At 73.1% G+C, this 23,720-nt stretch carries 26 protein-coding genes and 2 pseudogenes; 13 read left to right on the top strand and 15 right to left on the bottom strand.

All coding sequences use genetic code 11. The features are described 5' to 3' along the window. The first annotated feature begins 54 nt into the window (after positions 1–54). On the top strand, positions 55–741 hold the full coding sequence (locus ACPXCS_RS30220; protein WP_425951029.1) for a DUF461 domain-containing protein: 687 nt from the start codon (positions 55–57) through the stop codon (positions 739–741). A gap of 103 nt (positions 742–844) precedes the next feature. Here ACPXCS_RS30220 and ACPXCS_RS30215 read toward each other — a convergent pair whose 3' ends face one another. Both ACPXCS_RS30215 and ACPXCS_RS30210 read right to left on the bottom strand, forming a co-directional pair. Continuing rightward, complete coding sequence (locus ACPXCS_RS30215; protein WP_425951028.1) at positions 845–1,525, bottom strand: response regulator; 681 nt, start codon at positions 1,523–1,525, stop codon at positions 845–847. Next, entirely contained in the window at positions 1,522–2,814 is a 1,293-nt protein-coding gene (locus tag ACPXCS_RS30210) for a sensor histidine kinase (protein WP_425951027.1), read from the bottom strand. The genes ACPXCS_RS30215 and ACPXCS_RS30210 overlap by 4 nt, the downstream gene beginning before the upstream one ends. 246 nt (positions 2,815–3,060) lie before the next feature. On the opposite strand from ACPXCS_RS30210, the gene phoU reads away from it, so the two are divergent. From phoU to ACPXCS_RS30195, 3 genes are all read left to right on the top strand, one after another. Beyond that, positions 3,061–3,762 (top strand): phosphate signaling complex protein PhoU, encoded by a 702-nt coding sequence (gene phoU, locus ACPXCS_RS30205; protein ID WP_425951026.1) that lies wholly within the window; start codon positions 3,061–3,063, stop codon positions 3,760–3,762. Positions 3,763–3,896: 134 nt separating this feature from the next. Continuing rightward, a complete protein-coding gene (locus tag ACPXCS_RS30200) occupies positions 3,897–4,052 on the top strand; it encodes a hypothetical protein (protein WP_425951025.1) in 156 nt (51 codons plus the stop codon). Between the two features lie 187 nt (positions 4,053–4,239). Further along, positions 4,240–4,491 carry an SCO4226 family nickel-binding protein gene (locus ACPXCS_RS30195; protein WP_425951024.1) on the top strand — a complete coding sequence of 84 codons (252 nt, stop codon included), beginning with the start codon at positions 4,240–4,242 and terminating at the stop codon, positions 4,489–4,491. A gap of 192 nt (positions 4,492–4,683) precedes the next feature. On the opposite strand, the gene ACPXCS_RS30190 is transcribed toward ACPXCS_RS30195, so the two are convergent. The 3 genes and pseudogenes from ACPXCS_RS30190 to ACPXCS_RS30180 all read right to left on the bottom strand — a co-directional run bounded on the left by ACPXCS_RS30190 (position 4,684) and on the right by ACPXCS_RS30180 (position 6,494). Continuing rightward, on the bottom strand, positions 4,684–5,295 hold the full coding sequence (locus tag ACPXCS_RS30190) for a DinB family protein (RefSeq protein ID WP_425951023.1): 612 nt from the start codon (positions 5,293–5,295) through the stop codon (positions 4,684–4,686). A gap of 110 nt (positions 5,296–5,405) precedes the next feature. Next, positions 5,406–5,663: pseudogene (locus ACPXCS_RS30185) on the bottom strand (PIN domain-containing protein); the annotation flags it as partial. Positions 5,664–5,732: 69 nt separating this feature from the next. Further along, a complete protein-coding gene (locus ACPXCS_RS30180; protein WP_425951022.1) occupies positions 5,733–6,494 on the bottom strand; it encodes a phosphoglyceromutase in 762 nt (253 codons plus the stop codon). Between the two features lie 176 nt (positions 6,495–6,670). Between ACPXCS_RS30180 and ACPXCS_RS30175 the strand changes: the two genes are divergently transcribed. Both ACPXCS_RS30175 and ACPXCS_RS30170 read left to right on the top strand, forming a co-directional pair. Further along, positions 6,671–8,002, top strand: coding sequence for an MDR family MFS transporter (locus tag ACPXCS_RS30175; protein ID WP_425951021.1), 1,332 nt, complete (start codon positions 6,671–6,673; stop codon positions 8,000–8,002). A 52-nt stretch (positions 8,003–8,054) separates the two neighbouring features. Next, positions 8,055–8,507 carry a nuclear transport factor 2 family protein gene (locus ACPXCS_RS30170; protein WP_425951020.1) on the top strand — a complete coding sequence of 151 codons (453 nt, stop codon included), beginning with the start codon at positions 8,055–8,057 and terminating at the stop codon, positions 8,505–8,507. A gap of 11 nt (positions 8,508–8,518) precedes the next feature. Here the strand turns inward: ACPXCS_RS30170 and ACPXCS_RS30165 are convergent, their stop codons facing one another. The 3 genes and pseudogenes from ACPXCS_RS30165 to ACPXCS_RS30155 form a co-directional block, all read right to left on the bottom strand. Then, positions 8,519–8,659 (bottom strand): CysS/YqeB C-terminal domain-containing protein, encoded by a 141-nt coding sequence (locus tag ACPXCS_RS30165; RefSeq protein WP_425951084.1) that lies wholly within the window; start codon positions 8,657–8,659, stop codon positions 8,519–8,521. 28 nt (positions 8,660–8,687) lie between these two features. Continuing rightward, positions 8,688–8,795: pseudogene (locus tag ACPXCS_RS30160) on the bottom strand (hydrolase); the annotation flags it as partial. A gap of 4 nt (positions 8,796–8,799) precedes the next feature. Beyond that, positions 8,800–9,246: a DUF2000 family protein gene (locus ACPXCS_RS30155; RefSeq protein ID WP_425951019.1), complete on the bottom strand. Its 447-nt coding sequence runs from the start codon at positions 9,244–9,246 to the stop codon at positions 8,800–8,802. Between the two features lie 49 nt (positions 9,247–9,295). On the opposite strand from ACPXCS_RS30155, the gene ACPXCS_RS30150 reads away from it, so the two are divergent. Further along, positions 9,296–10,114: an AraC family transcriptional regulator gene (locus tag ACPXCS_RS30150; protein ID WP_425951018.1), complete on the top strand. Its 819-nt coding sequence runs from the start codon at positions 9,296–9,298 to the stop codon at positions 10,112–10,114. Here the strand turns inward: ACPXCS_RS30150 and ACPXCS_RS30145 are convergent. Beyond that, positions 10,111–10,623 carry a YbjN domain-containing protein gene (locus ACPXCS_RS30145; RefSeq protein WP_425951017.1) on the bottom strand — a complete coding sequence of 171 codons (513 nt, stop codon included), beginning with the start codon at positions 10,621–10,623 and terminating at the stop codon, positions 10,111–10,113. The two genes, ACPXCS_RS30150 and ACPXCS_RS30145, sit on opposite strands and share 4 nt — an antisense overlap. Then, positions 10,616–11,953 carry a D-inositol-3-phosphate glycosyltransferase gene (gene mshA / locus ACPXCS_RS30140; protein WP_425951016.1) on the bottom strand — a complete coding sequence of 446 codons (1,338 nt, stop codon included), beginning with the start codon at positions 11,951–11,953 and terminating at the stop codon, positions 10,616–10,618. The genes ACPXCS_RS30145 and mshA overlap by 8 nt, the downstream gene beginning before the upstream one ends. Before the next feature lie 356 nt (positions 11,954–12,309). Here mshA and ACPXCS_RS30135 point away from each other — a divergent pair, with 356 nt between their 5' ends. From ACPXCS_RS30135 to ACPXCS_RS30125, 3 genes are all read left to right on the top strand, one after another. Next, positions 12,310–13,101 carry a class I SAM-dependent methyltransferase gene (locus ACPXCS_RS30135; RefSeq protein WP_425951083.1) on the top strand — a complete coding sequence of 264 codons (792 nt, stop codon included), beginning with the start codon at positions 12,310–12,312 and terminating at the stop codon, positions 13,099–13,101. Positions 13,102–13,334: 233 nt separating this feature from the next. Continuing rightward, a complete protein-coding gene (locus ACPXCS_RS30130) occupies positions 13,335–14,417 on the top strand; it encodes an NlpC/P60 family protein (RefSeq protein WP_425951015.1) in 1,083 nt (360 codons plus the stop codon). 371 nt (positions 14,418–14,788) lie between these two features. Next, positions 14,789–16,138: a PP2C family protein-serine/threonine phosphatase gene (locus ACPXCS_RS30125; RefSeq protein ID WP_425951014.1), complete on the top strand. Its 1,350-nt coding sequence runs from the start codon at positions 14,789–14,791 to the stop codon at positions 16,136–16,138. 185 nt (positions 16,139–16,323) lie between these two features. On the opposite strand, the gene ACPXCS_RS30120 is transcribed toward ACPXCS_RS30125, so the two are convergent. The 4 genes from ACPXCS_RS30120 to ACPXCS_RS30105 form a co-directional block, all read right to left on the bottom strand. After that, positions 16,324–16,656 (bottom strand): DUF2516 family protein, encoded by a 333-nt coding sequence (locus tag ACPXCS_RS30120; RefSeq protein WP_425951082.1) that lies wholly within the window; start codon positions 16,654–16,656, stop codon positions 16,324–16,326. A gap of 102 nt (positions 16,657–16,758) precedes the next feature. Beyond that, the gene (locus tag ACPXCS_RS30115; protein WP_425951013.1) at positions 16,759–17,436 is read right to left on the bottom strand and encodes a hypothetical protein; all 678 of its coding nucleotides are present in this window, start codon (positions 17,434–17,436) and stop codon (positions 16,759–16,761) included. Between the two features lie 83 nt (positions 17,437–17,519). Then, positions 17,520–18,179, bottom strand: a complete 660-nt coding sequence (locus tag ACPXCS_RS30110) for a helix-turn-helix domain-containing protein (protein WP_425951012.1) — start codon at positions 18,177–18,179, stop codon at positions 17,520–17,522. 253 nt (positions 18,180–18,432) lie between these two features. Continuing rightward, the gene (locus ACPXCS_RS30105; RefSeq protein ID WP_425951011.1) at positions 18,433–19,083 is read right to left on the bottom strand and encodes a class I SAM-dependent methyltransferase; all 651 of its coding nucleotides are present in this window, start codon (positions 19,081–19,083) and stop codon (positions 18,433–18,435) included. 130 nt (positions 19,084–19,213) lie between these two features. Here ACPXCS_RS30105 and ACPXCS_RS30100 point away from each other — a divergent pair, with 130 nt between their 5' ends. The 3 genes from ACPXCS_RS30100 to ACPXCS_RS30090 all read left to right on the top strand — a co-directional run bounded on the left by ACPXCS_RS30100 (position 19,214) and on the right by ACPXCS_RS30090 (position 21,589). Continuing rightward, entirely contained in the window at positions 19,214–19,735 is a 522-nt protein-coding gene (locus tag ACPXCS_RS30100) for a DUF2269 domain-containing protein (RefSeq protein ID WP_425951081.1), read from the top strand. Positions 19,736–19,804: 69 nt separating this feature from the next. Further along, a complete protein-coding gene (locus ACPXCS_RS30095) occupies positions 19,805–20,392 on the top strand; it encodes a TetR/AcrR family transcriptional regulator (RefSeq protein WP_425951010.1) in 588 nt (195 codons plus the stop codon). Between the two features lie 3 nt (positions 20,393–20,395). Further along, entirely contained in the window at positions 20,396–21,589 is a 1,194-nt protein-coding gene (locus tag ACPXCS_RS30090; RefSeq protein WP_425951009.1) for a GDSL-type esterase/lipase family protein, read from the top strand. Between the two features lie 78 nt (positions 21,590–21,667). Here the strand turns inward: ACPXCS_RS30090 and ACPXCS_RS30085 are convergent, their stop codons facing one another. Further along, on the bottom strand, positions 21,668–23,683 hold the full coding sequence (locus ACPXCS_RS30085) for a HelD family protein (protein ID WP_425951008.1): 2,016 nt from the start codon (positions 23,681–23,683) through the stop codon (positions 21,668–21,670). Between the last annotated feature and the right edge of the window lie 37 nt (positions 23,684–23,720).

Below are 23,720 nucleotides of genomic sequence, written 5' to 3'. Positions count from 1 at the left end.
CACTTAGGGCGGCTTTATCGGCCGCTCCGTTCGAGTCAAGGAGTTGCCGCCGCCGTGAGCAGCAGCCTTCGACGCGGCGTCCTCGCCGCTGCCGCCATCGCGATCTCGGTCGCCTCGCTCGCCGCGTGCGGAGCCGGCCACAACGCCCAGACCCTGGAGATCAAGCCGGACAACGCGGCCACCAGCGTCGGGGACATCAAGATCCAGAACGCGATCGTGATCACGCAGCCCGACCTCGAGTCGACCGGCCCGGCCGCGATCTCCGCCACCTTCTTCAACGAGGGCCGCACCGACCAGACGCTGGAGTCCATCACCCTGCCCGGCACCGGCAAGACCGCCGAGCTCAAGCCGGCCAAGGGCGGCAGCCTGACCATCCCGGCCGGCGGCTCGCTGATCGTGGGCGGCAAGGACAACGCCACGGCGATGCTGCCGAGCAGCCGTGAGGCCGTGCGGGACGGCAACGCCCAGAAGGTCACCTTCACCTTCAGCAAGACCGGCGACGTGAGCCTGCGCGCGTTCGTCGTCCCGGCCGAGCACTACTTCAAGGAGTGGGGCCCGACCGAGGTCCCGGCCGCGCCGGGCGCCTCGGCGTCCCCGTCCGGTGCGCCCTCGAACAGCGCCTCGGGTTCCCCGGCCGGCACCGAGAGCCCCGCAGCGGGCGAGACGCCGGGCGGCGCGGAGTCGCCGGCCACGCCGACCGACGCGGCCTCCGCGAGCGCGACGGCCGGCGCCGGGCACTGACCCGTCCGAGCACGTGAAGGGCGGGACCTCTCCGAGGAGAGGTCCCGCCCTTCTTGCCGTCGGCGTCCGGGCCGGTCTACGGCCGTCGGCGTCCGGGGCCGGTCTACGGCTCGAACTTGTAGCCCAGGCCGCGGACCGTCACCAGGTAGCGCGGGGCGCCCGGGTCCGGCTCGATCTTGGCGCGCAGGCGCTTGACGTGGACGTCGAGGGTCTTGGTGTCACCGACGTAGTCGGCACCCCAGACCCGGTCGATGAGCTGCATGCGGGTCAGCACACGGCCGGCGTTGCGCAGCAGCATCTCCAGCAGGTCGAACTCCTTCAGCGGCAGGTCGACCTTGGTGCCGCCGACCGTGACCACGTGCCGGTCGACGTCCATGCGGACCGGACCGGCCTCCAGCGCGGCCGGCGTGACCTCCTCCGGCTCGCCTCGGCGGCGCAGCACGGCCCGGATGCGGGCGACCAGCTCGCGCGAGGAGAACGGCTTGGTGACGTAGTCGTCGGCTCCTATCTCCAGACCGACGACCTTGTCGATCTCGCTGTCCTTGGCGGTGACCATGATGACGGGGACGTTGGAACGGCCGCGCAGCTGGCGGCAGACCTCGGTGCCCGGCAGGCCGGGCAGCATCAGGTCGAGAAGGACGAGGTCGGCGCCGTTGCGGTCGAACTCGTCGAGTCCGTCGGGCCCGGTGGTCGCGACCGCGACCTCGAAGCCCTCCTTGCGGAGCATGTACGACAGGGCGTCGGAGAAGGACTCCTCGTCCTCGACGACGAGCACACGGGTCACGGAAGGACCTCCGGGGCGGGAAGCGTTTCGTACGCAGTGGAATCGGGGGATGTGGGGGTCGACCGCCCGGCCTCGTCAAGGCCCGCGCCTGAGGCGCGTTCGTCCCGGGCGGGCTGCTGATGTGCGGCGCGGTCGCGGGTCTTGGGGGCGTCCGGCAGCCGCAGGGTGAAGGTGGAGCCCTGGCCTTCGGCGCTCCACACGGTGACCTCGCCGCCGTGCGAGGCGGCCACGTGCTTCACGATGGCCAGCCCGAGCCCCGTGCCACCCGTGGCTCGGGATCGGGCCGGGTCGACGCGGTAGAAGCGCTCGAAGATGCGCTCCTTGTCCTTGTCGGAGATGCCGATGCCCTGGTCGGTGACGGCGATCTCGATGTGCTCCCCGCCGGCCGCGCTCACCTTGCGGGCCGCTATGCCGACGCGGGTGCGGGCGGGAGAGTAGTTGACCGCGTTCTCGACGAGGTTGCCGAGTGCGGCGGCGAGCTGGCCGCGGTTGCCCCACACGTGCAGGTCGGCGGTGCCGCCCGCGGCCATGGTGATCTGTTTGGTGCCGGCCTGGTGCCGGCAGCGGTCGATGGCCTCGGCGACGAGTTCGTCGACGCGGACCGGCTCGGCGTCCTCCAGCGGGTCGTCGTTCTGCACCCGCGACAGGTCGATGAGCTCCTGCACCAGGCTGGTCAGCCGGGTCGCCTCGATCTGCATGCGTCCGGCGAACCGCTGCACGGCCTCGGGGTCGTCGGAGGCGTCCATGACGGCCTCGGACAGCAGCGACAGGGCGCCGACCGGCGTCTTCAGCTCATGGCTCACGTTGGCGACGAAGTCCCGCCGGACCGCTTCGATGCGGCGGGCCTCGGTCAGGTCCTCCACGAGCAGCAGCACCAGCCGGGAACCGAGCGGCGCGACCCGCGCGGAGACGGCCAGGGCCTCTCCGCGTCCGGTGCCGCGCCGGGGCAGGTCCAGCTCGACCTGGCGTATCTCGCCGTCGCGCCGGGTGTCCCGGGCCATCTGCAGCATCGGCTCCACGGCGAGCTTGCCGCCGCGGACCAGGCCGAGGGCGTACGCCGCCGAGCTGGCCTTCACCACGCCGTCCGCCTCGTCGAGGACCACCGCGGAAGAGCGCAGGACCGACAGCACGGTGTCCACGCCCGGCGGGAGCACCGCGTCCGTGTGCAGGGAGCTGCGGGTGGGGCGCTTCTGCTCGCGCTCACTCCAGCGGAACGCCAGCATGGCGATGACGCCGGTGAGCACCCCGGCGATCGCTGCCACTGCGGCGACCGCCGCGTTCACGTCCATGCACCCAGGTTAGGCATGGTCCGGGCACCCTCCACAGCCGTCGGACTGCGAGCTCGAACACTCGTCGCCCAGAGTTCACCTTGGAGCCAGTATTGGTTCATTTGGGATGCCGGAAACGGACGCGTACGGGCCGGAACGTGGGAGCGTGGGGTGCGGACCGTCGGTCATACGACGGTCGTACCGCCGGTTTGTCGGTGGGGGCCCGGCCCTTGAACCCCCGACTTGAACGCACGAGAGGGAACCCTGATGCGGGACGCGTACCACGAGGAACTGGACTCGATCGGCGACGGTCTGGTGGAGATGGCCCGGCTGGTCGGGTCGGCGATCGGGCGCGCCACGACCGCCATGCTCGACTCCGACCTGAAGCTGGCCGAGAACGTGATCGAGGCCGACCAGAAGGTCGACGAGCTCCAGCACGAGCTGGAGGCCCGGGCGATAGCCCTGCTGGCGCGGCAGCAGCCGGTGGCGACCGACCTGCGCATCGTCGTGACGTCGCTGCGCATGTCGGCCGACCTGGAGCGCTCGGGCGACCTCGCCCAGCACGTGGCGAAGCTGGCGCGGCTGCGCTACCCGGACCGGGCGGTGCCGAGCGACCTGCACGCCACGATCCTGGAGATGGGCCAGCTCGCGCAGCGCCTGATGGCGAAGGCGGCGGAGGTGATCATCACCAAGGACGTCGACCTGGCGCTGCAGCTGGAGCAGGACGACGACGCGATGGACCTGCTGCACCGCACGCTGTTCCAGCACCTGATGGACGACCGCTGGAAGCACGGCATCGAGACGGCCGTGGACGTCACGCTGCTCGGCCGCTACTACGAGCGGTTCGCCGACCACGCGGTGTCGGTCGCCAAGCGCGTGGTGTACCTGGTGACGGGCGAACACGCGGACGAGCTCCAGATGGACGTGCAGCCGGACATCCAGGCGGTGGCGGGGGCGGAAGGGGCCTGAACCCCGGTTTCGCCGGGGCGTGCACCGGGGCGGGCGGGGTTCGGTCAAGGCGCGCGGGCGCCTCTGTGCGCCGTTGATGCGCCCAGCGGACCGGGCGTCCAATGGGCTCAGGCACCAGCCTCGAGGAGGGACCCATGGCCGAATCCCCCAGCACCGCGCCCGACCCCACGCAGCAGCACGAGACCGAGCAGCCCGCCGAGCTCAGGAACCTGCCCCTGATCGCCGCGTGCGGCTGCGGCTCGGGCTGCGGGTGCGGGTGCCAGTCGGGCAGCCCCTGCCAGTGCGGCTGACGCCGGCGGTTTCCACGTACGACCCGCAGGGCCCCGGCGGTGCGCCGGGGCCCTGCGGCGCTGGAGCCCTGCGGCGTTGGAGCCCTGCGGCGCTTTGGGGTCGCCCGCCGGACCGTACGGGCGGAGCATGGAAGGTGCGGGGGTGAGTGACGGGCGTGGAGTGCCGTACGGGAAGGAGGCACGGGCCATGGCCAAGTTCATGGATGTCCACCACAGCATGAAGGGCATCACGGAGGATCAACTGCGTGAGGCCCACAACGCGGACCTCGCCATCCAGGACGAGGAACGGGTCACGTTCGAGAAGGCCTGGGCGGACCCGGAGTCCGGCCTGGTCTACTGCCTCTCCGAGGCCCCCTCGGCCGAGGCGGTCCAGCGTGTGCACGAGCGGGCCGGGCACAAGGCGGACGAGATCCATCCGGTGCCGTTGACGGTGTCCTGAGCGGGGCGGCTGCCCCGAGCGGGGCCCTCGTGCCGGTGCCTGCCATCGACGAAGCGCGGTCGTAGGCCGGGGCGCCCCGTACCGACCGGGGATGCGGGCACTCCCCACGAAGCCGGATCCCCCGGAATCCGGCCGCGCGTCAGCCGCACCGGCGGACCGGCTCCCCGGCTCCCTCCCGGCGGGGCCGGGCGGTCACTGCCCGACGCGGCCGTCGACCCGCTCGCGCAGGAGGTCGGCGTGGCCGCAGTGGCGGGCGTACTCCGCGATCTGTGCGAGCAGGACATCGCGCAGCTGGAGGCGGCCGCCGGGCTCGGGGCCGAGGTCGCTGTGGCCGGCGTTCGGGGTGGTGAGGTCGGTGACGCCGGCGAGGTAGCGGTCGGTGCGCTCGGTCTCCGTCCGCCACTGGCGCCATGCCTCGTCCATGACCGCCTGGTCGGGCAGCGCGCCGTTGAAGTCGCCGTCGCGGTCCTCGTCCGTGCGGTACAGCTTCGGGGCGTCCTCGCCGGCCATGACGCGGCGGAAGTGCCGTTCCTCCTCGGTCAGGTGCCGGACCAGCCCGAGCAGGGACATCGTGGACGGCGGCACGGACCGCCTGGCCATCTGCTCGGCGTCCAGGCCCGCGCACTTCATCTCCAGGGTGAGGCGGTAGGTGCGCAGGTAGTCGAGGAGGAGCCCGTGTTCGCCGACGGGCTCGGCGTCGGTCTCGCGGGGGTCGTCGTCCGGGTCGACCCACATGTCGGGGTGGACGGTCGCCTGCGTCCACCGCGTCGTCGTCATGTCACTGGTGTGCTCGTCCGGGACCATGCGGGCATGGTGGACGGCCCGGCCCACGTCCGCCACCGAATATCCGGCCCGCCTCGGGTCCGACGACGCCCTGCGGACGCCATGGGGTGAGCATAGGCAGGTGCCCGGGTTCACTTGCCTGCTTCGGGTCCGTACCACTGGAGCGCCTGGCCCGTGACAGCGGCGATGCATTCGAAGTCCCGGTCACGGTGCAGCAGGGTCAGCCCCTGCAACTCGGCGGTGGCGGCCACCACGAGGTCGACGGCTCCGGCGCTGCGGTGTTGCCCGCGCTCGGTCAGGAGCACTTGGACCCGCGATGCGCGGTCGTAGGCCCGATCGTCGACCGGCACCCGGCCGAAGATCAGGCGCATGTCCTCGATGCCCCGGGCAGTACCAGAGGGTACGAACCAGCCCCCTCCCCGCGAGGAACCGCAGGCAGGGGGCTCGATCGTGGGCGCTTACTTCTTCTTGCCCTGGTTCTTGACCGCCTCGATCGCTGCCGCTGCCGCCTCGGGGTCCAGGTACGTGCCGCCCGGGTTGAGCGGCTTGAAGTCGGCGTCCAGTTCGTAGGAGAGCGGGATGCCCGTCGGGATGTTCAGGCCCGCGATGTCCGCGTCGGAGATGCCGTCCAGGTGCTTGACCAGGGCGCGCAGGGAGTTGCCGTGCGCGGCGACCAGGACCGTGCGGCCGGTCAGCAGGTCGGGGACGATCGAGTCGAACCAGTACGGAAGCATGCGGACGACGACGTCCTTCAGGCACTCCGTGCGCGGGCGCAGCTCCGGCGGGAGGGTCGCGTAGCGCGGGTCGGAGAACTGGGAGTACTCGGCGTCGACGTCCAGCGCCGGCGGCGGGGTGTCGTAGGAGCGGCGCCACAGCATGAACTGCTCCTCGCCGAACTCGGCGAGCGTCTGGGCCTTGTCCTTGCCCTGCAGGGCGCCGTAGTGGCGCTCGTTCAGGCGCCACGAGCGGTGGACCGGGATCCACAGGCGGTCCGCGGACTCCAGCGCGAGCTGCGCGGTGCGGATCGCGCGCTTCTGGAGGGACGTGTGGACCACGTCGGGGAGCAGGCCGGCGTCCTTGAGCAGCTCGCCGCCGCGGGTCGCCTCCTTCTCGCCCTTCGCGGTGAGGTTGACGTCCACCCAGCCGGTGAACAGGTTCTTCTCGTTCCACTCGCTCTCGCCGTGGCGGAGGAGGATCAGCTTGTACGGTGCGTCGGCCATGCCTCAGAGCGTAATCCACGCTTTCGCCCGTTCGCGTGGCTGCCCGGCAGGCGGACGTTTGACGGGATCTGTTAATCGAGTGGCCCCCGGCAATCGCCCGAACGCAACTTGCGTTTACCGCCAGCGCCGCTTACATCCAGGCCCGCCGCCATCCTGTCGCCTCCGGGGGGAGACCCATGCCGTACGCCCTGCGTGCCCGACGTGCCGTCCGGGAGACGGTCTCAGGTCTGCCCCGGGAGTTCTGGTGGCTGTGGACCAGCACGCTCGTCAACCGGCTCGGCGCGTTCGTCGCGACGTTCATGGCGCTGTACCTGACCCTCGACCGCGGCTACTCCGCGACGTACGCCGGTCTGGTCGCCGCCCTGCACGGGCTCGGCGGCGTGGTCTCGTCCCTGGGCGGCGGCGTGATGACCGACCGGCTGGGGCGGCGCCCGACGCTGCTGATCGCGCAGGTCGCGACCGCCGCCTCCGTCGCGCTGCTCGGCTTCGTGCGCGACCCGGCCGCGATCGCCGGTGTCGCCTTCCTCGTCGGCATGGCGAGCAACGCCTCCCGCCCGGCCGTGCAGGCGATGATGGCCGACATCGTCCGGCCCGAGGACCGCATCCGCGCCTTCTCCCTCAACTACTGGGCCATCAACCTCGGCTTCGCCGTCTCCTCCATGGCCGCCGGGTTCATCGCCGAGGTCAGCTATCTCGCCGGTTTCCTCATCGAGGCGGGGATGACCATGGTCTGCGCGATCGTCGTCTTCCTGCGGGTGCCGGAGTCCAGGCCGGCCGAGCCGGTGAAGACCGCCGGCGGCCCGGACCGCTCCGTCGGGCTCGGGACCGTGCTGCGCGACGGGCGCTTCATGAGCGTCGTCGGGCTGTCCTTCCTCGTCGCGCTGATCTTCCAGCAGGGGTCGGTGGGGCTGCCGGTGGCGATGGGCGCCGCGGGGTTCACCCCGGCCGAGTACGGCATGGCGATCGCCGTCAACGGCGTGCTGATCGTCGTGCTCCAGATCCCGGTCACCCGTTTCATCGAGCACCGCGATCCGCGCAGGCTGCTCGTCGTCTCGTCGGTCCTCGCCGGGTACGGCTTCGCCCTGACCGCCTTCGCGGGCTCGGTGGCGGCCATCGCCCTCACGGTGTGCGTGTGGACGCTCGCCGAGATCGTGAACGCGCCGACGCAGACCGGTCTGGTCGTCCAGCTGTCCCCGGCCCACGGGCGCGGCCGCTACCAGGGCATGTACACGATGTCCTGGTCCGTCGCCGCGCTCGTCGCCCCGCTGCTCTCCGGGTTCGTCATCGACCGGTTCGGCGCGGAGTGGCTGTGGGGGTCCTGCGCGCTGGTCGGGACGGTCGCCGGCGTCGGGTACGGCCTGCTGATGCGGCGCCTTCCGGAGGAGCAGGAGGGCAAGGCGGCGGTGGCGGGCGAGCCCGAACCCGGCCCCGAACCCGAACCCGGCCCCGAACCCGGCCCCGAGCCCGGGCCCGCGCTGCGGCCGCAGCCGGAGGTCGGGGCGGGGTGAGTTACCTCGGACGTAATCGACGGCCGGCCTCCCCTCCGGCCAGGCTGTTCCCATGACGACGACCACCGGCCCCACCGCCTCCGTCCCCACCTCCACGCCCTCCGCGGAAGCCACCCGCTCCGCCGTCCGGAAGTTCCTCGAACTCCGGCTCGCCGGTGACACCGAGGGGCTCGCCGCGCTGTTCGCCGACGAGGTCGACTGGGTGCTCGCCGAGAACCCCGCCGTGCCGTGGATCCGGCCCCGGTCGACGGCCGCCGAATGCGCGGCACAGGCCGACGAACTGGCGCGGTACACCGTTCCCGAGGACGCCCGCGCGTCCGTCGACACCGTCCTCGTCGACGGGGCCGACGCCGTGCTGCTGGGGCATCTCGCCGGGACCGTGCGGGCGACCGGGAAGTCCTTCTCGGGGCCCTTCGCCCTGCGGCTCACCGTCGAGGACGGGCGGATCACCCGGCACCACCTCTACGAGAACAGCGTGTCGATCGCGGCGGCCTGCACGCCCTGACCCCTACGGCGTCATCCGCCGACGGCCCGCCGGTGCTGCCGCTCGTCCTCGTCCCGTACGACCACGCCGGTCCGCAGCGGTTCCCCGCGCAGCTGCCGGGCGTCGGCCGCGCCGTCCTCGTGCGTGCGGGCCCGGGCGCGGGCGCTCAGCAGGGCGTCCGCAGACCGCAGTGCTCGCGGGTCCGTTCCGGCCGCCCGGGGCCCGCGCGACGAGGTGCATGGCGGAGCCCATGTAGTCGCGCAGGGAGTCCTCGTAGGACGTCGGGTGCCCGAGCTCGGCAGCCCCTCCCCCGTCACGGGTGCATGCGCGCTCCCTTCACCACCTTGTCCACCGCGTTCTTCGGGCCGTAGACGGCGAGCCCCACCAGGTCCAGTTCCGCCGTCGGCACCGCGCGGACGGCCGCGCGGTTGTCGCGGTCGTTGCCCGTCGCGAAGAGGTCGGACGTGAAGAGCGAGCGGGGCAGGGAGCGGGACAGGGCTCGGGTGTGGGCCGTGGTGAGGGTCTCCTTCGTGGCTTCGAAGACCAGGACCGGCTGGCGGAACATCGGCAGGTAGGGCACGCCGTCGGCGTCCTCGTACGGTGCGCCGATCACCTCGGGGATCTGCGTGCCCAAGCCACTGACCAGGAACGACGTGACGTTGAGGCGCTGCCAGGGCTCCAGGTCGGCGCGCAGCAGCACGGCGATCTTCGTGTCGAAGCGGATCGGCTCCGCCCCCGGGGATGCGGTGATCGTGTTCATGATCCGAGCGTGCCCGGCAGGCCCGGGCCGGGTCTTGTACGTTCTTTGCATGGCCGCGCAGCCCGCCCGCACCGCCCCGGATCGCCGGCGGATCGTCTCCGCCTGGCGGCCCGCCGTGCCGGGTGTCGTCGAGGTCTTCCACGCCCGGTTCACCGAGTACGCGTATCCGATGCACGTCCACGACGCCTGGACGCTGCTGATCGTCGACACCGGCGCCGTACGGTACGACCTCGACCGGCACGAGCACGGCACGCCGCACGACACCGTGTCGCTGCTGCCGCCGCACGTGCCGCACAACGGCTCGCCCGTCACCGAGGAGGGCTTCCGCAAGCGGGTGCTGTACCTCGACGGGACGTATCTCGGGGACGAGCTGATCGGGGCCGCCGTCGACCGGCCCGATCTGCGCGATCCGCTGCTGCGGCGGCGCGTGGGCCAGGTGCACGGCGCGCTGACCCGGCCCGGTGAGGAACTGGAGGCCGAGAGCAGACTGACGTTCGTCGGGGAGCGGCTGCGCGAGCATCTGCGGGGGGAGACCGGCAGGGCCCGGCCCGCCGATCCCGTCCTCGCGCGGCGGTTGCGCGAGCTGCTGGACGAGCGGGTCGTCGAGGGCGTCGGGCTGCGGGAGGCGGCCGGGCTCCTGGGGGCCCACCCCGCCCATCTGGTCCGGGCCTTCAGCACCGCGTACGGCATCGCCCCGCACCAGTACCTGACGTCCCTGCGCGTGGGCCGCGCCCGGCGGCTGCTGCTGGAGGGACAATCACCCGGTGACGTGGCCGTGGCGACCGGGTTCTACGACCAGTCCCATCTCACCCGGCACTTCCGGAAGCTGGTGGGTGTGCCGCCCGGGAGCTACCGGGTGGCGCGTTAGGGCCGCTCGGGCCGCTGGGTCAGATGGGCGAACGCCTCCAGGTTGCGCGTCGACTCGCCCCGGGACACCCGCCACTCGTACTCCTTGCGGATCGCCGAGGCGAAGCCCAGCTCCAGCAGGGTGTTGAAGCTGCCGTCGGCGGCCTCAAGGACCTGGCCGAGCAGGCGGTCGATCTCGTCGGCGGTGACGGCGGGCAGGGCGAGGCGGCCGGTGACGTAGACGTCGCCGTGCTGGTCGACGGCGTAACTCACGCCGTACAGCTTGAGGTTGCGCTCCAGGAGCCAGCGGTGGACGCCCTGCTCGTTCTCGTCGGGGTGGCGGATGACGAAGGCGTTGAGCGACAGGGAGTGGCGGCCGACGATCAGGGACACCGTCGTCTTCAGCTTGGCGGTGCCCGGGAGTTGGGCGACGTACGTGCCGGGCCGGGGACTCTCCCACTCCAGGCCGGCGTCCTTCAGCGCTCCCTCGATGACCTGTGCCGCGCGCCGTTCCAGCTCGGTTTCACCCATGCAGCGAGCGTACGTGACGGCGATGTGCCTGCAGCGCGGCCGTGTAGACGTCCGCGGTGGCGGCGGCCGCGGTGTCCCAGCCGAAGGACTGGGCGTGGCGGGCGGCCTGGTCGCCGAGCCGGGGCGCGAGGTGCGGGTCGTCGGCGAAGGCGGCCAGCACGCGCGCGTAGTCGGCCGGACGGTGCCCTTGGACGAGGAAGCCGGTGTGGCCGTCCCGGACGGCGACCGGCAGACCGCCGACCGCTGCCGCGAGCACGGGGGTGCCGGCGGCCTGGGCTTCTATGGCGACCAGGCCGAAGGACTCGCTGTAGGAGGGCATGACCAGCACGGAGGCGGCGCGGAACCAGTCGGCGAGCTGCTCCTGGCCGACCGGCGGGCGGAACCGTACGACGTCCGCGATACCCAGGCGGGCGGCGAGCTTCTGCAGTCCCTCGGGCTTGGCGAGGCCGCTGCCGCTGGGGCCACCGACGACCGGCACGAGGATGCGCGAGCGCAGCTCGGGGCGCTCGTCGAGGAGGACGGCCACCGCCCGCAGCAGCACGTCGGGGGCCTTGAGGGGCTGGATGCGGCCCGCGAAGAGCGGGATGAGGGCGTCCTGGGGCAGGCCGAGGCGGGCCCGGGCGGCGGCGCGGCCGTCGGCGGGTGAGAAGCGGCGGAGGTTCACGCCGGGGTGGACCACGGCGACCTTGCCGGGGTCGGCGGCGTAGTGCCGGACGAGTTCGTCGGCCTCTTCGGTGGTGTTGGCGATGAGGCGGTCGGCGGCGTCGACGATCTGGGTCTCGCCGATGACGCGGGCGGCGGGCTCGGGGGTGTCGCCGTCGGCCAGGTTGGCGTTCTTGACCTTGGCCATGGTGTGCATGGCGTGCACCAGGGGGACGCCCCAGCGCTGGGCGGCCAGCCAGCCGACGTGGCCGGAGAGCCAGTAGTGGGAGTGGACCAGGTCGTAGTGGCCGGGGCGGTGGCCGGCCCAGGCCTGCATCACGCCGTGCGTGAAGGCGCACAGCTGCGCGGGGAGGTCCTCCTTGTTGAGGCCCTCGTAGGGTCCGGCGTCGACGTGCCGGACGAGCACGCCCGGGGCCAGTTCGACGGTGGGCGGCAGGGCGGCGGCGGTGGCCCGCGTGAAGATCTCCACCTCGATGTTGATCGCGGCGAGGCGCTGTGCGAGCTCCACGATGTAGACGTTCATGCCGCCGGCGTCGCCGGTGCCCGGCTGGTGGAGCGGGGAGGTGTGCACGGAGAGCATGGCGACGCGGCGGGGCCTGCGGTGCAACCGGAGGCGCGCGGGTGAGGACGCCGAGCGCCGCCCGAGCCTGCCGATGTACTGGCTCACGTGGCGTTCCTCCTCGCTCCGGGGCATGCCTTTCGCAGGGCGCACGATGCCCTCCGACGTGGTCCAACACCGGAGCAAGTCGCTCCATTTCCCGGTTCGCGAGTTTTACCGAATCATTACCGCCTATCGCTCAACCGTTCGACGCCTTTACGGTCACGGGCAGGACGGGCAGCCCGCCGCACCCCACCGCCGCCCGCCGCCCACCTCGCACATCCGCCCACCCCTGCAGCACCGCCCCTCCAGCGCGCCGCCCGCACCGCACCGCCGCCCGCACCCGGCGAGGCAGGGCAGCCCCCGGCACGGGCCGCGGGCCGCATACCCTCGTAGGCATGACAGCCCGCGCAGCCACCCGTCCCATGGGAACGGTGACGCGCGGCACGACCAACCCGAACCGGCTGCGCCGCATGGACCGCTGGATCGCCGCCACGCACGGCGCGGAACTGCGCCGGGCCGGCGACCCGGTGGCCGTGGACCTCGGGTACGGCGCCGCCCCCTGGACGGCCGTCGAGCTGCTCCAGCGACTCCGTACGGTGGCGCCACGCGCGCGTGTCGTGGGAATCGAGATCGAACCGGCCCGGGTCGCGGCGGCGCTGCCCTACGAGCGCGCGGGGCTGACCTTCCGGCACGGCGGCTTCGAGATCCCGATCCCGCAGCGGCCGCCGCTCGTCCGCGCCGCGAACGTGCTGCGGCAGTACGAGGAGCACGAGGTCGCGGCCGTGTGGGAGCGGCTGTGCGGGCGGCTCGCCCCGGCCGATCCCGCGACCGGCTCGCGCGGCGGCCTGCTGATCGAGGGGACCTGCGACGAGATCGGACGCCGGCACGTGTGGGTCGCGCTCGGCCCGGAGGGACCGCGCACGGTCACCTTCGCCACCCGGCTCGGCTCCCTGGGACGCCCCTCCGACCTGGCGGAACGCCTGCCCAAGGCCCTCATCCACCGCAACGTCCCGGGCGAACCCGTGCACGCCTTCCTGCGCGACTTCGACCGCGCCTGGGCGGCCGCCGCGCCCTACGCCTCCTACGGCGCGCGCCAGCGCTGGATCCGGGCGGTGCGCGACCTGACGGCCGACTGGCCGGTGACGGACGGGCCGGCGCGATGGCGGCAGGGCGAAGTGACGGTGCGGTGGGAGGCGTTGGCGCCCCGGCGATGAGGACGCCCCCGGGGGCCACCGTCCGGGTGCGGGATGGACCGGCAGCGGGTCTCCGGCGCGCCGGGGAACGATCGCGGTGAGTCCTTCGTCACACAGCAGGGGAGATCGTCGGATGGGGGCATACCGGTGCGGGAGTGGCGGGAAGTACTCCCTCTGTCGTTTTGCGGGCCGGCATGGCAGCATCCCCAGGCGAGCCGCATGTTACTGACGGTTAATCAGTGGGGGGACGACGTATGGGAACGGGCAAGCGTGGCCTGATCGCGACGGCCGTGGCCGTGGTCTGCGCGGTCACAGTGCTGGCGGCTCCGGGCACGGCGTTCGCGGGCCCCCGTCCCGACCCCGAGCCCATGCCCGGCGCGACCGCGCCGCTCAGCCCCGCCAAGGACCTCGAAGCCGTCCGGAAGAAGCTCGACAAGCTCTACCGCGCGGCCGCCCGCGCCACCGACGCGTACAACGCCGCCGAGGAGAAGGCCGAGCAGCAGTCCGCCCAACTCGTCGAGCTGGCCCAGAAGATCGTCAAGGGCAAGGAGCGGCTGGAGCAGCTCAAGGACCGTGCGGGCGCCGCGGCCGCCGCCCAGTACCGCGGCGGCGGACTCCCGCCCGAGGCCCGTCTGATGCTCAGCGACGACCCGCAGGAGTTCCTCGACGGCGCGGGCCGCGTCCGCCAGGGCCACCACGCGACCAAGGGCCTGATCGGCGAACTGACCCGTACACAGGAGGACTTGGAGCAGTACGCCCAGGACGCCGCCGCACAGCTGAAGAAGCTGGAGGCGGGCCGCAAGGCCAAGGCAGCCGCGCAGAAGAAGATCGAGAAGCAGATCGCGCAGGCCGAGAAGCTGGAGTCCGAACTGCGCGAGGAGGAGCAGGAACGCCTCGCCGCGCTGGAGAAGGAGGCCGCCGACGAGGCGCAGACCGCCTGGCTGGACTCCGGCATCCTCGCCGAGATCGACGGCAAGGCCTCCGAGCAGGGCAGGAAAGCCGTCCAGTACGCCACGGCCCAGATCGGCAAGCCTTACCAGTGGGGCGCCGAGGGCCCGGAGAGCTACGACTGCTCGGGCCTGACCTCACAGGCCTGGATCTCCGCCGGGCGCGGCATACCGCGCACCTCCCAGGAGCAGTGGAAGCAGCTCCGGCACATCGACGTGCAGGACATGCGGCCCGGCGACCTCATCATCTACTTCGACGACGCCAGCCATGTCGCGATGTACATCGGCGACGGGGCGATGGTGCACGCCCCGCGGCCCGGGCGGACGGTGACCGTCGCCGGGGCGGGATCCATGCCCATCCTCGGAGTGGTGCGGCCGGACACCGACTGAGTCGCCACCACCCCGCGGACACCGGGCGGCAGCGGCCCGGCCGACCCCCGGACACCCTCCGGACCACTTGCCGAATCCCCCACCGGACACCGGATATCGGACAGCGGACACCCGTGGTGACCTGCGCCACGTGACCGAATCCACGCCGAACCCCCGCCGCACCACCGCGTGGACGTGACGTTCGTCATCCCCGCAGCATCCCGGACCTGTCCAACTGCGGGGCATATCGCGGCATATGACACTGGCCGATGGCACAGCGGCGTGGCTCACACCATTCCAATGCGGCGCCGGCACCCGCTATGGTCCCGGTCGGTGGGTCGAGGTCCCTCGCCCCCGCCATGCCCTCGGGGGGAGGGAAGGAACCCAAGACAATGCCCGTACCCATACCGCGGCAGAGAGCCATCCCGGCCGTGGAGAGTGGTCAGGCGCAGGCCGCGTCCGCATGCGGCGGCTCCGCCGAGGACTCCGTGACGGACGCCTCGGCGCAGGCCCCGCGCACCCCGGACACCGCCGGAAACACCACGGACAAGGTGGAGAACCACACCGCCCACACCAACCTGACGCTGCTGCTCATCGAGGACGACCCGGCGGGGTCGCCGATCGTGCCGGACATGCTCGACCAGGCCGGCAAGCCGATCCGCGTCCGCACGGCCCGCAACCTCACCGAGGCCGAGCGGCTGCTGACCGACGACGTCCACTGCATCCTGCTGGACCTCGCGCTGTCCGCGCCGGGCCGCAGCGACTCCGACGACGAGCTCGCCGTGCTCAAGCACGTGCTGGAGCTCGCGCCCCGGCACGCCGTCCTGGCGCTGACCGCGTCGGGCGACGCCGAGCGCGGCGCGGAGGCGGTGCGCGTCGGCGCCCAGGACTACCTCTTCCGCGACGAGCTCGACGGCCGGCTGCTGAGTCGCGCGATCCGCTACGCGGTGGAGCGCAAGCGCTCCGAGTCGGCCGAGCGCCGGCTCGCCGAGGGCAAGCTGCGCGCGCAGGAGAACCGCCGCCTGGAGCGCGGCCTGCTGCCGACCCCCCTGCTGGAGGGCTCCTCGCTGCGCTTCGCCGCCCGCTACCGCCCGGGCCGCTCGCGCGCGCTGCTCGGCGGCGACTTCTACGACGTCGTCCGCACGCCGGACGGCACCGTGCACGCCATGATCGGCGACGTCTGCGGCCACGGCCCGGACGAGGCCGCGCTCGGGGTGGAGCTGCGGATCGCGTGGCGCGCGCTGACGCTGGCGGGCCTGTGCGGCGACCAGCTGCTGGGCACGCTGCAGCAGGTGCTGGAACACGAACGGGCCGACGACGAGATCTTCGCGACCCTGTGCACGGTGGACATAGCGCCGGACGGCCGTCGCGCCGGCCTGTGCCTGGCCGGCCACCCCTCCCCGCTGCTGGCCAGCCCCGGCCGGCCGGCCCGGCTGCTGCCCTACGACAACAACGGCCCGGCCCTCGGGCTGCTGCCGGGGGCCCGCTGGCCGCGGATGCAGGTGGAGCTGGGCGCCGAGTGGAGCCTGATGCTCTACACCGACGGTCTGATCGAGGGCCGCGTCGGCGAGGGCCGGGAGCGGCTCGGGCAGGAGGGCATGACCGAGATGGTCCGCCGCCAGTTCGCCGAGGGACTGCGGGGCGAGCAGCTGCTGCGCGCGGCGGTGAACGAGGTCCGCGACCTCAACGGGGGCGAGCTGACGGACGACGTGGCCGTCCTGCTGCTGGACCGGGTGCCGTAGCCGGTCCGGAGCGGGGCCGGGTCCCGAGCGGTCCGGATCCCGAGCAGGTCCGGATCCGAGCAGGTCCAGGTCCCGAGCGGTCCGGGTCCAAGCAGGTCAGGGTCCCGAGCGGTCCGGGTCCAAGCAGGTCAGGGTCCCGAGCAGGTCAGGGTCCGGTCCGGGGGCGCCGGACTACGGAGACGGCTCTACCGGCCGCCGTTGTACGGGCCGTACGGGCCGTCGCTGCTGGAGCCGCGGTTGCTGCGGCCCCCGCCCGGGAGCGCCCGGATCGCCGGCCGCACGTCGACCATGTACACGATCGTCGCGATGAGGCCGATGATCGGCAGGAACGACAGGATCGGGAAGAGCAGGTTCACGACGAACGCGAGCCCGAGGATGATCAGCCAAAAGGGCTTGGTCTTCTTGTCGGCCGCGCGGTAGGCGTCCTCCCGGCGCACGGCGGCGTCCAGCAAAGCGAAGCCGCTGAAAACGATCAGGGCCATGGTCACAAGTGACATGAACCCTTGGAAGCCCTGCATCAGCACTGCGTCCACCACCTGACTCGGCTCGTCCCTACGCGGTCACCGTACCCGTAGAACGGGCCGGACACCCCCAGGGTGCCCGGCCCGCACGGCCTCCGGTCACTTGGCCGGGGGCGTCGTCTTCCTGGCGGTGGTGGTCTTGCGCGCCGGGGCCTTCTTGGTGGCGGGGGCCTTCTTCGCCGCGGCGGCCTTGGCCTCGGAGGCGATGACCTCGGCCGGCTTCGCCGGCTCCTCCCTGACCTCGACCGGCTCGGGCTTCGGCTCGACCGCGATGGCCAGCTCCTCGACGCTCCCGGCGACGTCCTCGATGCCGTCGGCGGCCTCGCCGCGCCAGGTGCGGACGGCCTGCTGGCCGTGCTCGGCGACCTTCTCGTAGGTCTCCCGGGCCTTGACGGCGTACTCGGCGGCCACGCCCACGCCGCGCAGCGCGAGGTCCTGGGCGCTCTCGCCGAACTTCTTCAGGTCGGCGTCGATCGTGCTGCCGATCTTCTTGACGTCGAAGGAGCCGATGAACTCGTTGACCTTGTTCTGCAGGGTCTCCTGCGTCTCCTTGACGCGGGCGGACGCCTCCTTGGCGCGCGCGGAGGCCTTCTCCTGAACGGCCTTGGTGTCGGTGTTGCGCACGGCGTCGATGCGGGCGGGTGCCTCGGACCGCAGCTGCTCGACCAGGGCCGGCACCTTCTTGGCCTGCTGAAGGGCGAGGTCGGCGGTGCCCGCCGCGAAGTAGAGCGGGGTCGGGTCGCTGAAGGTCTTGCGCAGGTCGTCGGTGATGGCCATGGTGATGGTCCTCCCGGATTCTGTCTGAGGGTTCGGCTGAGGGTTCGTGTGATCCGCGGCGGCGGCCGGTGCCCTGGTCCGGCTCAGCCGGCCGTCTGCTGCGGATCGGTGTCGCTTCCGCCGGCGCCCTCGCGGGTGCGGCGGGCGGCGGACGTACCGCCGCCGGTCCTGCGGGTGCGGCGGGCCGGTGCGGCGGGGGCCGGACCGGCGCCGTCGCCGGATCCGTCGCCGTCGTTGCGCTCGACGGGGAACTCCGCGAGCCGGTCGCCGTCGGCCTCGCGGACCCGGCGTATCCCGAGGCCGGCGTCCGGAGCGCGTCCGTCCCCGTTCCCGTCCGCGGGCGCGGCCATCGCGCCGTCCACCGCTTCCGCGGCCTCCGCGCCGTCGCCGCTCCCGAACCCGTTCTCCTTGCGGAACGACTCGTAGATCTGCAACAGCACCTGCTTCTGCCGCTCGTGCAGCGTGGGGTCGGCGAGGATGACCGCACGGGTCTCGACCTCGTCCCGGTCCCGCTCGGCGTCGAGGATCCCGGCGCGCACGTACAGCGTCTCGGCGGAGATCCGCAGGGCCTTGGCGACCTGCTGCAGCACCTCCGCGCTCGGCTTGCGCAGGCCGCGCTCGATCTGGCTCAGGTACGGATTGGACACCCCGGCGGCGTCGGCGAGCTGCCGCAGCGACAGCTGCGCGTTGCGCCGCTGCTCGCGCAGGTAGTCACCGAGATTGCCGACGTTGAGCGATGCCATGACTCCACAGTGCAGCACTGCGCTAACTATTGCAAGCACCCGCTTGCAAAAGTGCGCCACGCCACCCGGCCGGCCGGGCCCGGGGTCCGCCCCCGGACGTCACACCGCCCCGTCCGCCGGTACCCCGACGATGCAGAAGGGATGCCCCGCGGGATCCGTGCAGTTGCCGGGGGACGGCCGGGTCGGGCCAGCTCGGTGGGCGGTGGCCGTCGGCCCGCTGGAAGCCGAGGGTGAGCCCGTCGCACCGCCCAGGCTAGTCACCGGCCTTGTACGCCAGGAACGTGGCCGACCGCCTCACCGAACCGCCCTCCGGTTCCTGCACCATGCGCGTCGTGACGGCCAGTCCGGCCTGCTCCAGCAGTGCGGCGATGCGGTCCGGGGGAAGCAGGAACCACTCGTAGGAGACCGGGTGGTCGCCGTAGGCACGGGTCGGGCTCAGGCGCTCGCCGTCACCGACGTGACCGGCGAGCATCAGCAGACCGCCGGGCGCGAGGACGCGGTGGAACTCGGCGAACACCGCCGGGAGGTGACCCGGCGGGGTGTGGTGGGTGGCGTAGTACGCGAGGATGCCGCCGAGTTCGCCGCCGCCGATGTCCAGGGCGGACATCGAGCCGACGCGGAAACGGAGCTCCGGGTGGGCCGCCCGGGCCAGGTCGACCATCCGCGGCGAGAGGTCGACGCCGAACACCGGCACGCCGAGGGCGGCCAGGTGAGCCGTCACCTTGCCGGGGCCGCAGCCCAGGTCGGCGACCGGGCCGAGAGGGCGCACGAGTTCGGCGAAGGCGGTCAGCATCGCGCGGGACACCGGATCGAGCCCGGCCGGTCCACCGACGCGCCGGGCGTATGCGGCGGCGACGGTGTCGTAGGACTCCCGGATCGCGCTGAGGTGCGAGGGCTCGGCCATGATCCGACGCTAGCGGGCACCACTGACACCGCGGCCGTACGCCCACGCCAGTACTCCGGCTTACTCCCTCCGTAAGACGCCTGCGGCGCCACCGCCCGGCAGCGTGGTCGGGGTGAACACCACCACCTCGATGCCCCGGCTCGGCCGGTCCGCGCGGCGGGCCGTGCTCGTCGTGCACGTCACCGCCTCGGCGGGCTGGCTCGGACTCACGCTCGGGCTGCTCGCGCTCGGCACCACCGCCGCCACGACCGGTTCCGCCGTGAGCGTGGAGGCCGCCGTGCGGGCCATGAAGCTCTTCGCCGACTGGCTGCTGCTGCCCGTCGCGTTCCTCACCCTCCTCAGCGGGCTGGTGCTGGCGCTGGGCACACCGTGGGGGCTGGCACGGCACCGGTGGGTCGTCACGAAGTTCTGGCTGACCCTCGCCACGACCGCCGCCACGGCCTTCGCCCTGCGCCCCGGCGTGACCGGGGCCGTCACCGCCGTCGCCGCGGGCGGGCCGCTGCCCGATGCCGGGGACGTGCTCTTCGGGCCGGTCGTCTCGCTGTCCGCCTACGTCTTCATGACCACGATCTCCGTGCTGAAGCCATGGGGTCCGACCCGACGGGGAAGGAGGCTGCGAGCGGCGGCGGGGAAGCCCCCTCAGGGCGCCTAATGGAGAAAAAGATTTGCCTAAAACTATTAGGCAGGGGCACACTCTCTTTCGGTAAGAAGGGAGCGCCGCATGGCACGCGTGGGACTGACCCCGGAGCGACTGACCCTGGCCGGGGCGGAACTCGCCGACGAGGTGGGCTTCGACCAGGTCACCGTCTCGGCCCTGGCCCGGCGGTTCGACGTCAAGGTCGCGAGCCTGTACTCGCACGTGAGGAACTCGCAGGACCTGAAGACCCGGATCGCCCTGCTCGCGCTCTCGGAACTCGCCGACCGCGCCGCCGAGGCCCTGGCCGGACGGGCCGGCAAGGACGCGCTGGCCGCCCTCGCGAACGTCTACCGCGACTACGCGAGGGAACACCCCGGCCGCTACGCGGCCGCCCAGCTGCGGCTCGACCCCGAGACCGCGGCCGCGAGCGCCGGCGTCCGGCACGCCCACATGACCCGGGCCCTGCTGCGCGGCTACGACCTGACGGAACCCGACCAGACCCATGCCGTCCGGCTGCTGGGCAGCGTCTTCCACGGCTACGTCAGCCTGGAGCTGGGCGGCGGGTTCAGCCACAGCGCCCCCGACACGGACGTCACCTGGGCCCGGATCCTCGACGCCCTCGACACGCTGCTGCGCAACTGGCCCGCCCCTCCTACGGACCCCCGAGGCTGAACCATGCACACCGAGCCCGACTGGATCACCACGCCCCTCACCGCGGACCTGCTGCGCGGCGCCCTCGACGTGGAGCGCACCGAGCACGGGCTGCTCCCGCACCGGCTGCCGGCCCGGGCCCGCGCCCAGAACACCGACGCGCAGCTGGCCATGGCCGAGGCGCAGCCCTCCGGCGTACGGCTGGCTCTGCGCACCGCCGCGACCGCCGTCGAACTGGACGTCCTGCGCACCAAACGCGACTACACCGGTTTCCCGCCCCGCCCGGACGGCCTGTACGACCTGCGCGTCGACGGCCGCCCGGCCGGCCGGGCCCCGGGGACCGGCGGCAACGTCCTGACGATCGACATGACCACATGGGACAGCACGGTGACCGAGGGCCCGGTCGGCACCGTCCGCTTCACCGGTCTGCCCGCGCGGGAGAAGGACGTCGAGATCTGGCTCCCGCACAACGAGACCACCGAGCTCGTCGCGCTGCGCACCGACGCGCCCGTCGCACCCGCCCCGGACCGGGGCCGCAAGGTGTGGCTGCACCACGGCAGTTCGATCAGCCACGGCACCGACGCGGCGAGCCCGACGGGGGTGTGGCCCGCGGTCGCCGCGCTGCTCGGCGGGGTGGAGCTGATCAACCTGGGGCTGGGCGGCAGCGCGATGCTCGACCCGTTCACCGCGCGGGCCATGCGGGACACCCCGGCCGACCTGATCAGCGTCAAGATGGGCATCAACCTCGTCAACCAGGACGTGATGCGGCGGCGCGCCCTCGGCCCGGCCCTGCACGGCTTCCTCGACACGATCCGCGAGGGGCACCCCGACACCCCGCTGCTGCTCGTCTCCCCCATCCACTGCGCGATCCACGAGGACACGCCCGGACCGACGGCCCCGGACCTGAGCGCGGTCGGCGAGGGCCGGCTGCTGTTCGCCGCCATGGGCGACCCGGCGGAGGTCCCCACCGGGAAGCTGACGCTGGGTGTCGTCCGCGAGGAGATGGCCCGCGTCGTACGGCAGCGCGCGGCCGAAGACCCCCACCTGCACTACCTCGACGGCCTCGACCTCTACGGCGCGGGCGACGCGGCCGAACTCCCGCTGCCGGACCGCGTCCACCCCGACGCCACCACCCACCAGCGCATCGGCGAACGCTTCGCGGAGCGGGTCTTCAGCGGGAAGGGCCCGTTCGCGCAGGCCTCCCGCCCGGCCGGCTGAGGCCCGGCGTCCGCCCGTGTGTGCCGCGGCCGGGTCCGCCGCTGCTCCGCACGCCGCCCGGCGGTCCACCGCCGCCGGTCAGAAGGGCATCGGCCTTCCGCACACCACGTCCAGCCGTGTCACCGCCCGCGTCAGCACCACGTACAGCCGGTGCAGCCCGCGTTCCTCCGCCTCCGCGACGGCCGCCGGTTCCACGGCCACGACATGGTCGTACTCCAGGCCCTTGACCACGCTCGCCGGCACCAGGGAGACCCGCGCGCCCGGTTCCTCCGGGCCCGCCGCCGCGATACCGGCCGCGTCCAGGGCCGCCCGCACCCGGGGCACGTCCGCGTCGGCCGCGACGATCCCGACCGAGCCCTCCCGTCCCAGCGCCTCCCGTACGGCGGCCACGACCACCGCGGGCACCGCGTCGGGGGTCGTCTCCCGGATGCGCAGCTCCCCGTCCGCGCGCAGCGACCGGGCCTCGGGCACCCGCACGTCCAGCCGCCGGAGCAGCCGGTTGGCGAGTCCGACCACGGCCCGCGGCACCCGGAAGCCGGTGGTGAGGGCGACCACGGCCGCGTCCGGTTTCCCCAGGTGGGCGAGGAGCTCGGGCCAGGAGCGCGCCGCCCACGGCGTCGTCCCCTGCGCGAGGTCGCCGAGCACCGTCAGCGAACCGAACGGGGCCCGGCGGGCGATGGCCCGGCACTCCATCGGCGACAGGTCCTGCGCCTCGTCCACGACGACGTGCCCGTACCCCTCCGGGTGCTCGATCAGCCCGGCCACCTCGTCGAGCAGCACCAGGTCGGCGGCCGACCAGCGGGCCGACCTCCATGACCGGGGCGGCCTCGGCCACAGCAGCGCCCGCTGCTCCCCGGCGTCGAGGAGCCCGTCGGCGGCCGCCGCCAGCGCCGCCGCGTCACCGAGCAGTCCGGCCACGACCTCCTCGGGGCGCACCCGGGGCCAGACGGCGTCGAGGTACGCGGAGACGGGCCGGGACCGCTCGACGCGGCGCACCCAGGCGTTCGGGGGCGGCCCGGCGCGCCGCTCGGCCTGTTCGCGCAGGCACCGCACGATGCGCGCCCGCACCCGCTCCCGGCCGACCCCGTACGGCGGTTCCTCCGCCCGCACGCCCGACACGATCCGTTCCAGTTCCGCCTCCGGCACCCGCCACCGGTACGACCCGTCCGGCACGGCGAGCGAGCCGGCTCCCCCGGCCCGCACGCGCGCGTACAGCGCCCGCCGCAGCACCCGGGCCATCCGGGCGTCGTGCTTGACCACGGCCGCGGCCACCTCGTCGGCGGCGCGCACCGGCCATTGGGCGATCTCCTCGGCGAGCGTCGACTGCCGCACGCCGGTCTCGCCGAGGGCCGGCAGGACCTCCGCGATGTACGACAGGAAGGTGCGGTTGGGCCCGAGGATCAGCAGACCGCCGCGCCGGATGCGCTGCGGGTGGGTGTACAGCAGATAGGCGGCCCGGTGCAGGCCCACGGCGGTCTTGCCGGTGCCGGGCGCGCCCTGCACGCACACCGACAGCGCCAGGTCGCCGCGCACCAGGTCGTCCTGCTCGGGCTGGATGGTCGCGGCGATGTCCCGCATGGGCCCGACCCGGGGCCGCTCCATCTCCCGGGCGACGATCTCGCTGGCCCGGCTCTCACCCTCCCCCAGGTGCTCGTCCTCCAGGCCGGTGAGGTCGGCGGAGTCGCCCCGGCTGCCGGGCGCCCACCCGAACCGGCGGCGTACGGCGACGCCCTGCGGGTCCCGGGCGGAGGCCTGGTAGAAGGCTCGTGAGACGGGGGCGCGCCAGTCGACGACGAGGGGCGGTTCGGCCGGGTGCTCGGAGATCCGCAGCCGCCCGATGTGCAGTTCGCCCTCCTGCCCGCGCAGGGCACCGAAGAACAGGGGCCCCTCGGGCAGTTCCCGCAGCGCCTTGGCCCGGCTGCGCAGCCGGTACCCGAGGACCTCGGCGTCGGCACCGGACGCGGAGACGTCCTCGCCGACGACGACCTGTTCACCGGCGCCCTCGACCATCGCGGCGAGGGCGGCACGGCAGCGTTCGTGGTGGGCGCGTTCCTGGTCGAGGACGTGCCGGAGGGCGGGCTCGGTGGACGTCATCCACCGAGCGTACCGAAAAACGTGACCTAGTTAAATT

The sequence above is a fragment of the Streptomyces sp. DT190 genome, assembly GCF_049846985.1.
In the GTDB taxonomy this organism is placed as follows: domain Bacteria; phylum Actinomycetota; class Actinomycetes; order Streptomycetales; family Streptomycetaceae; genus Streptomyces.
The sequence above is the reverse complement of the archived record's forward strand: the minus strand, read 5'-3'. Positions and strand labels throughout refer to the sequence as shown.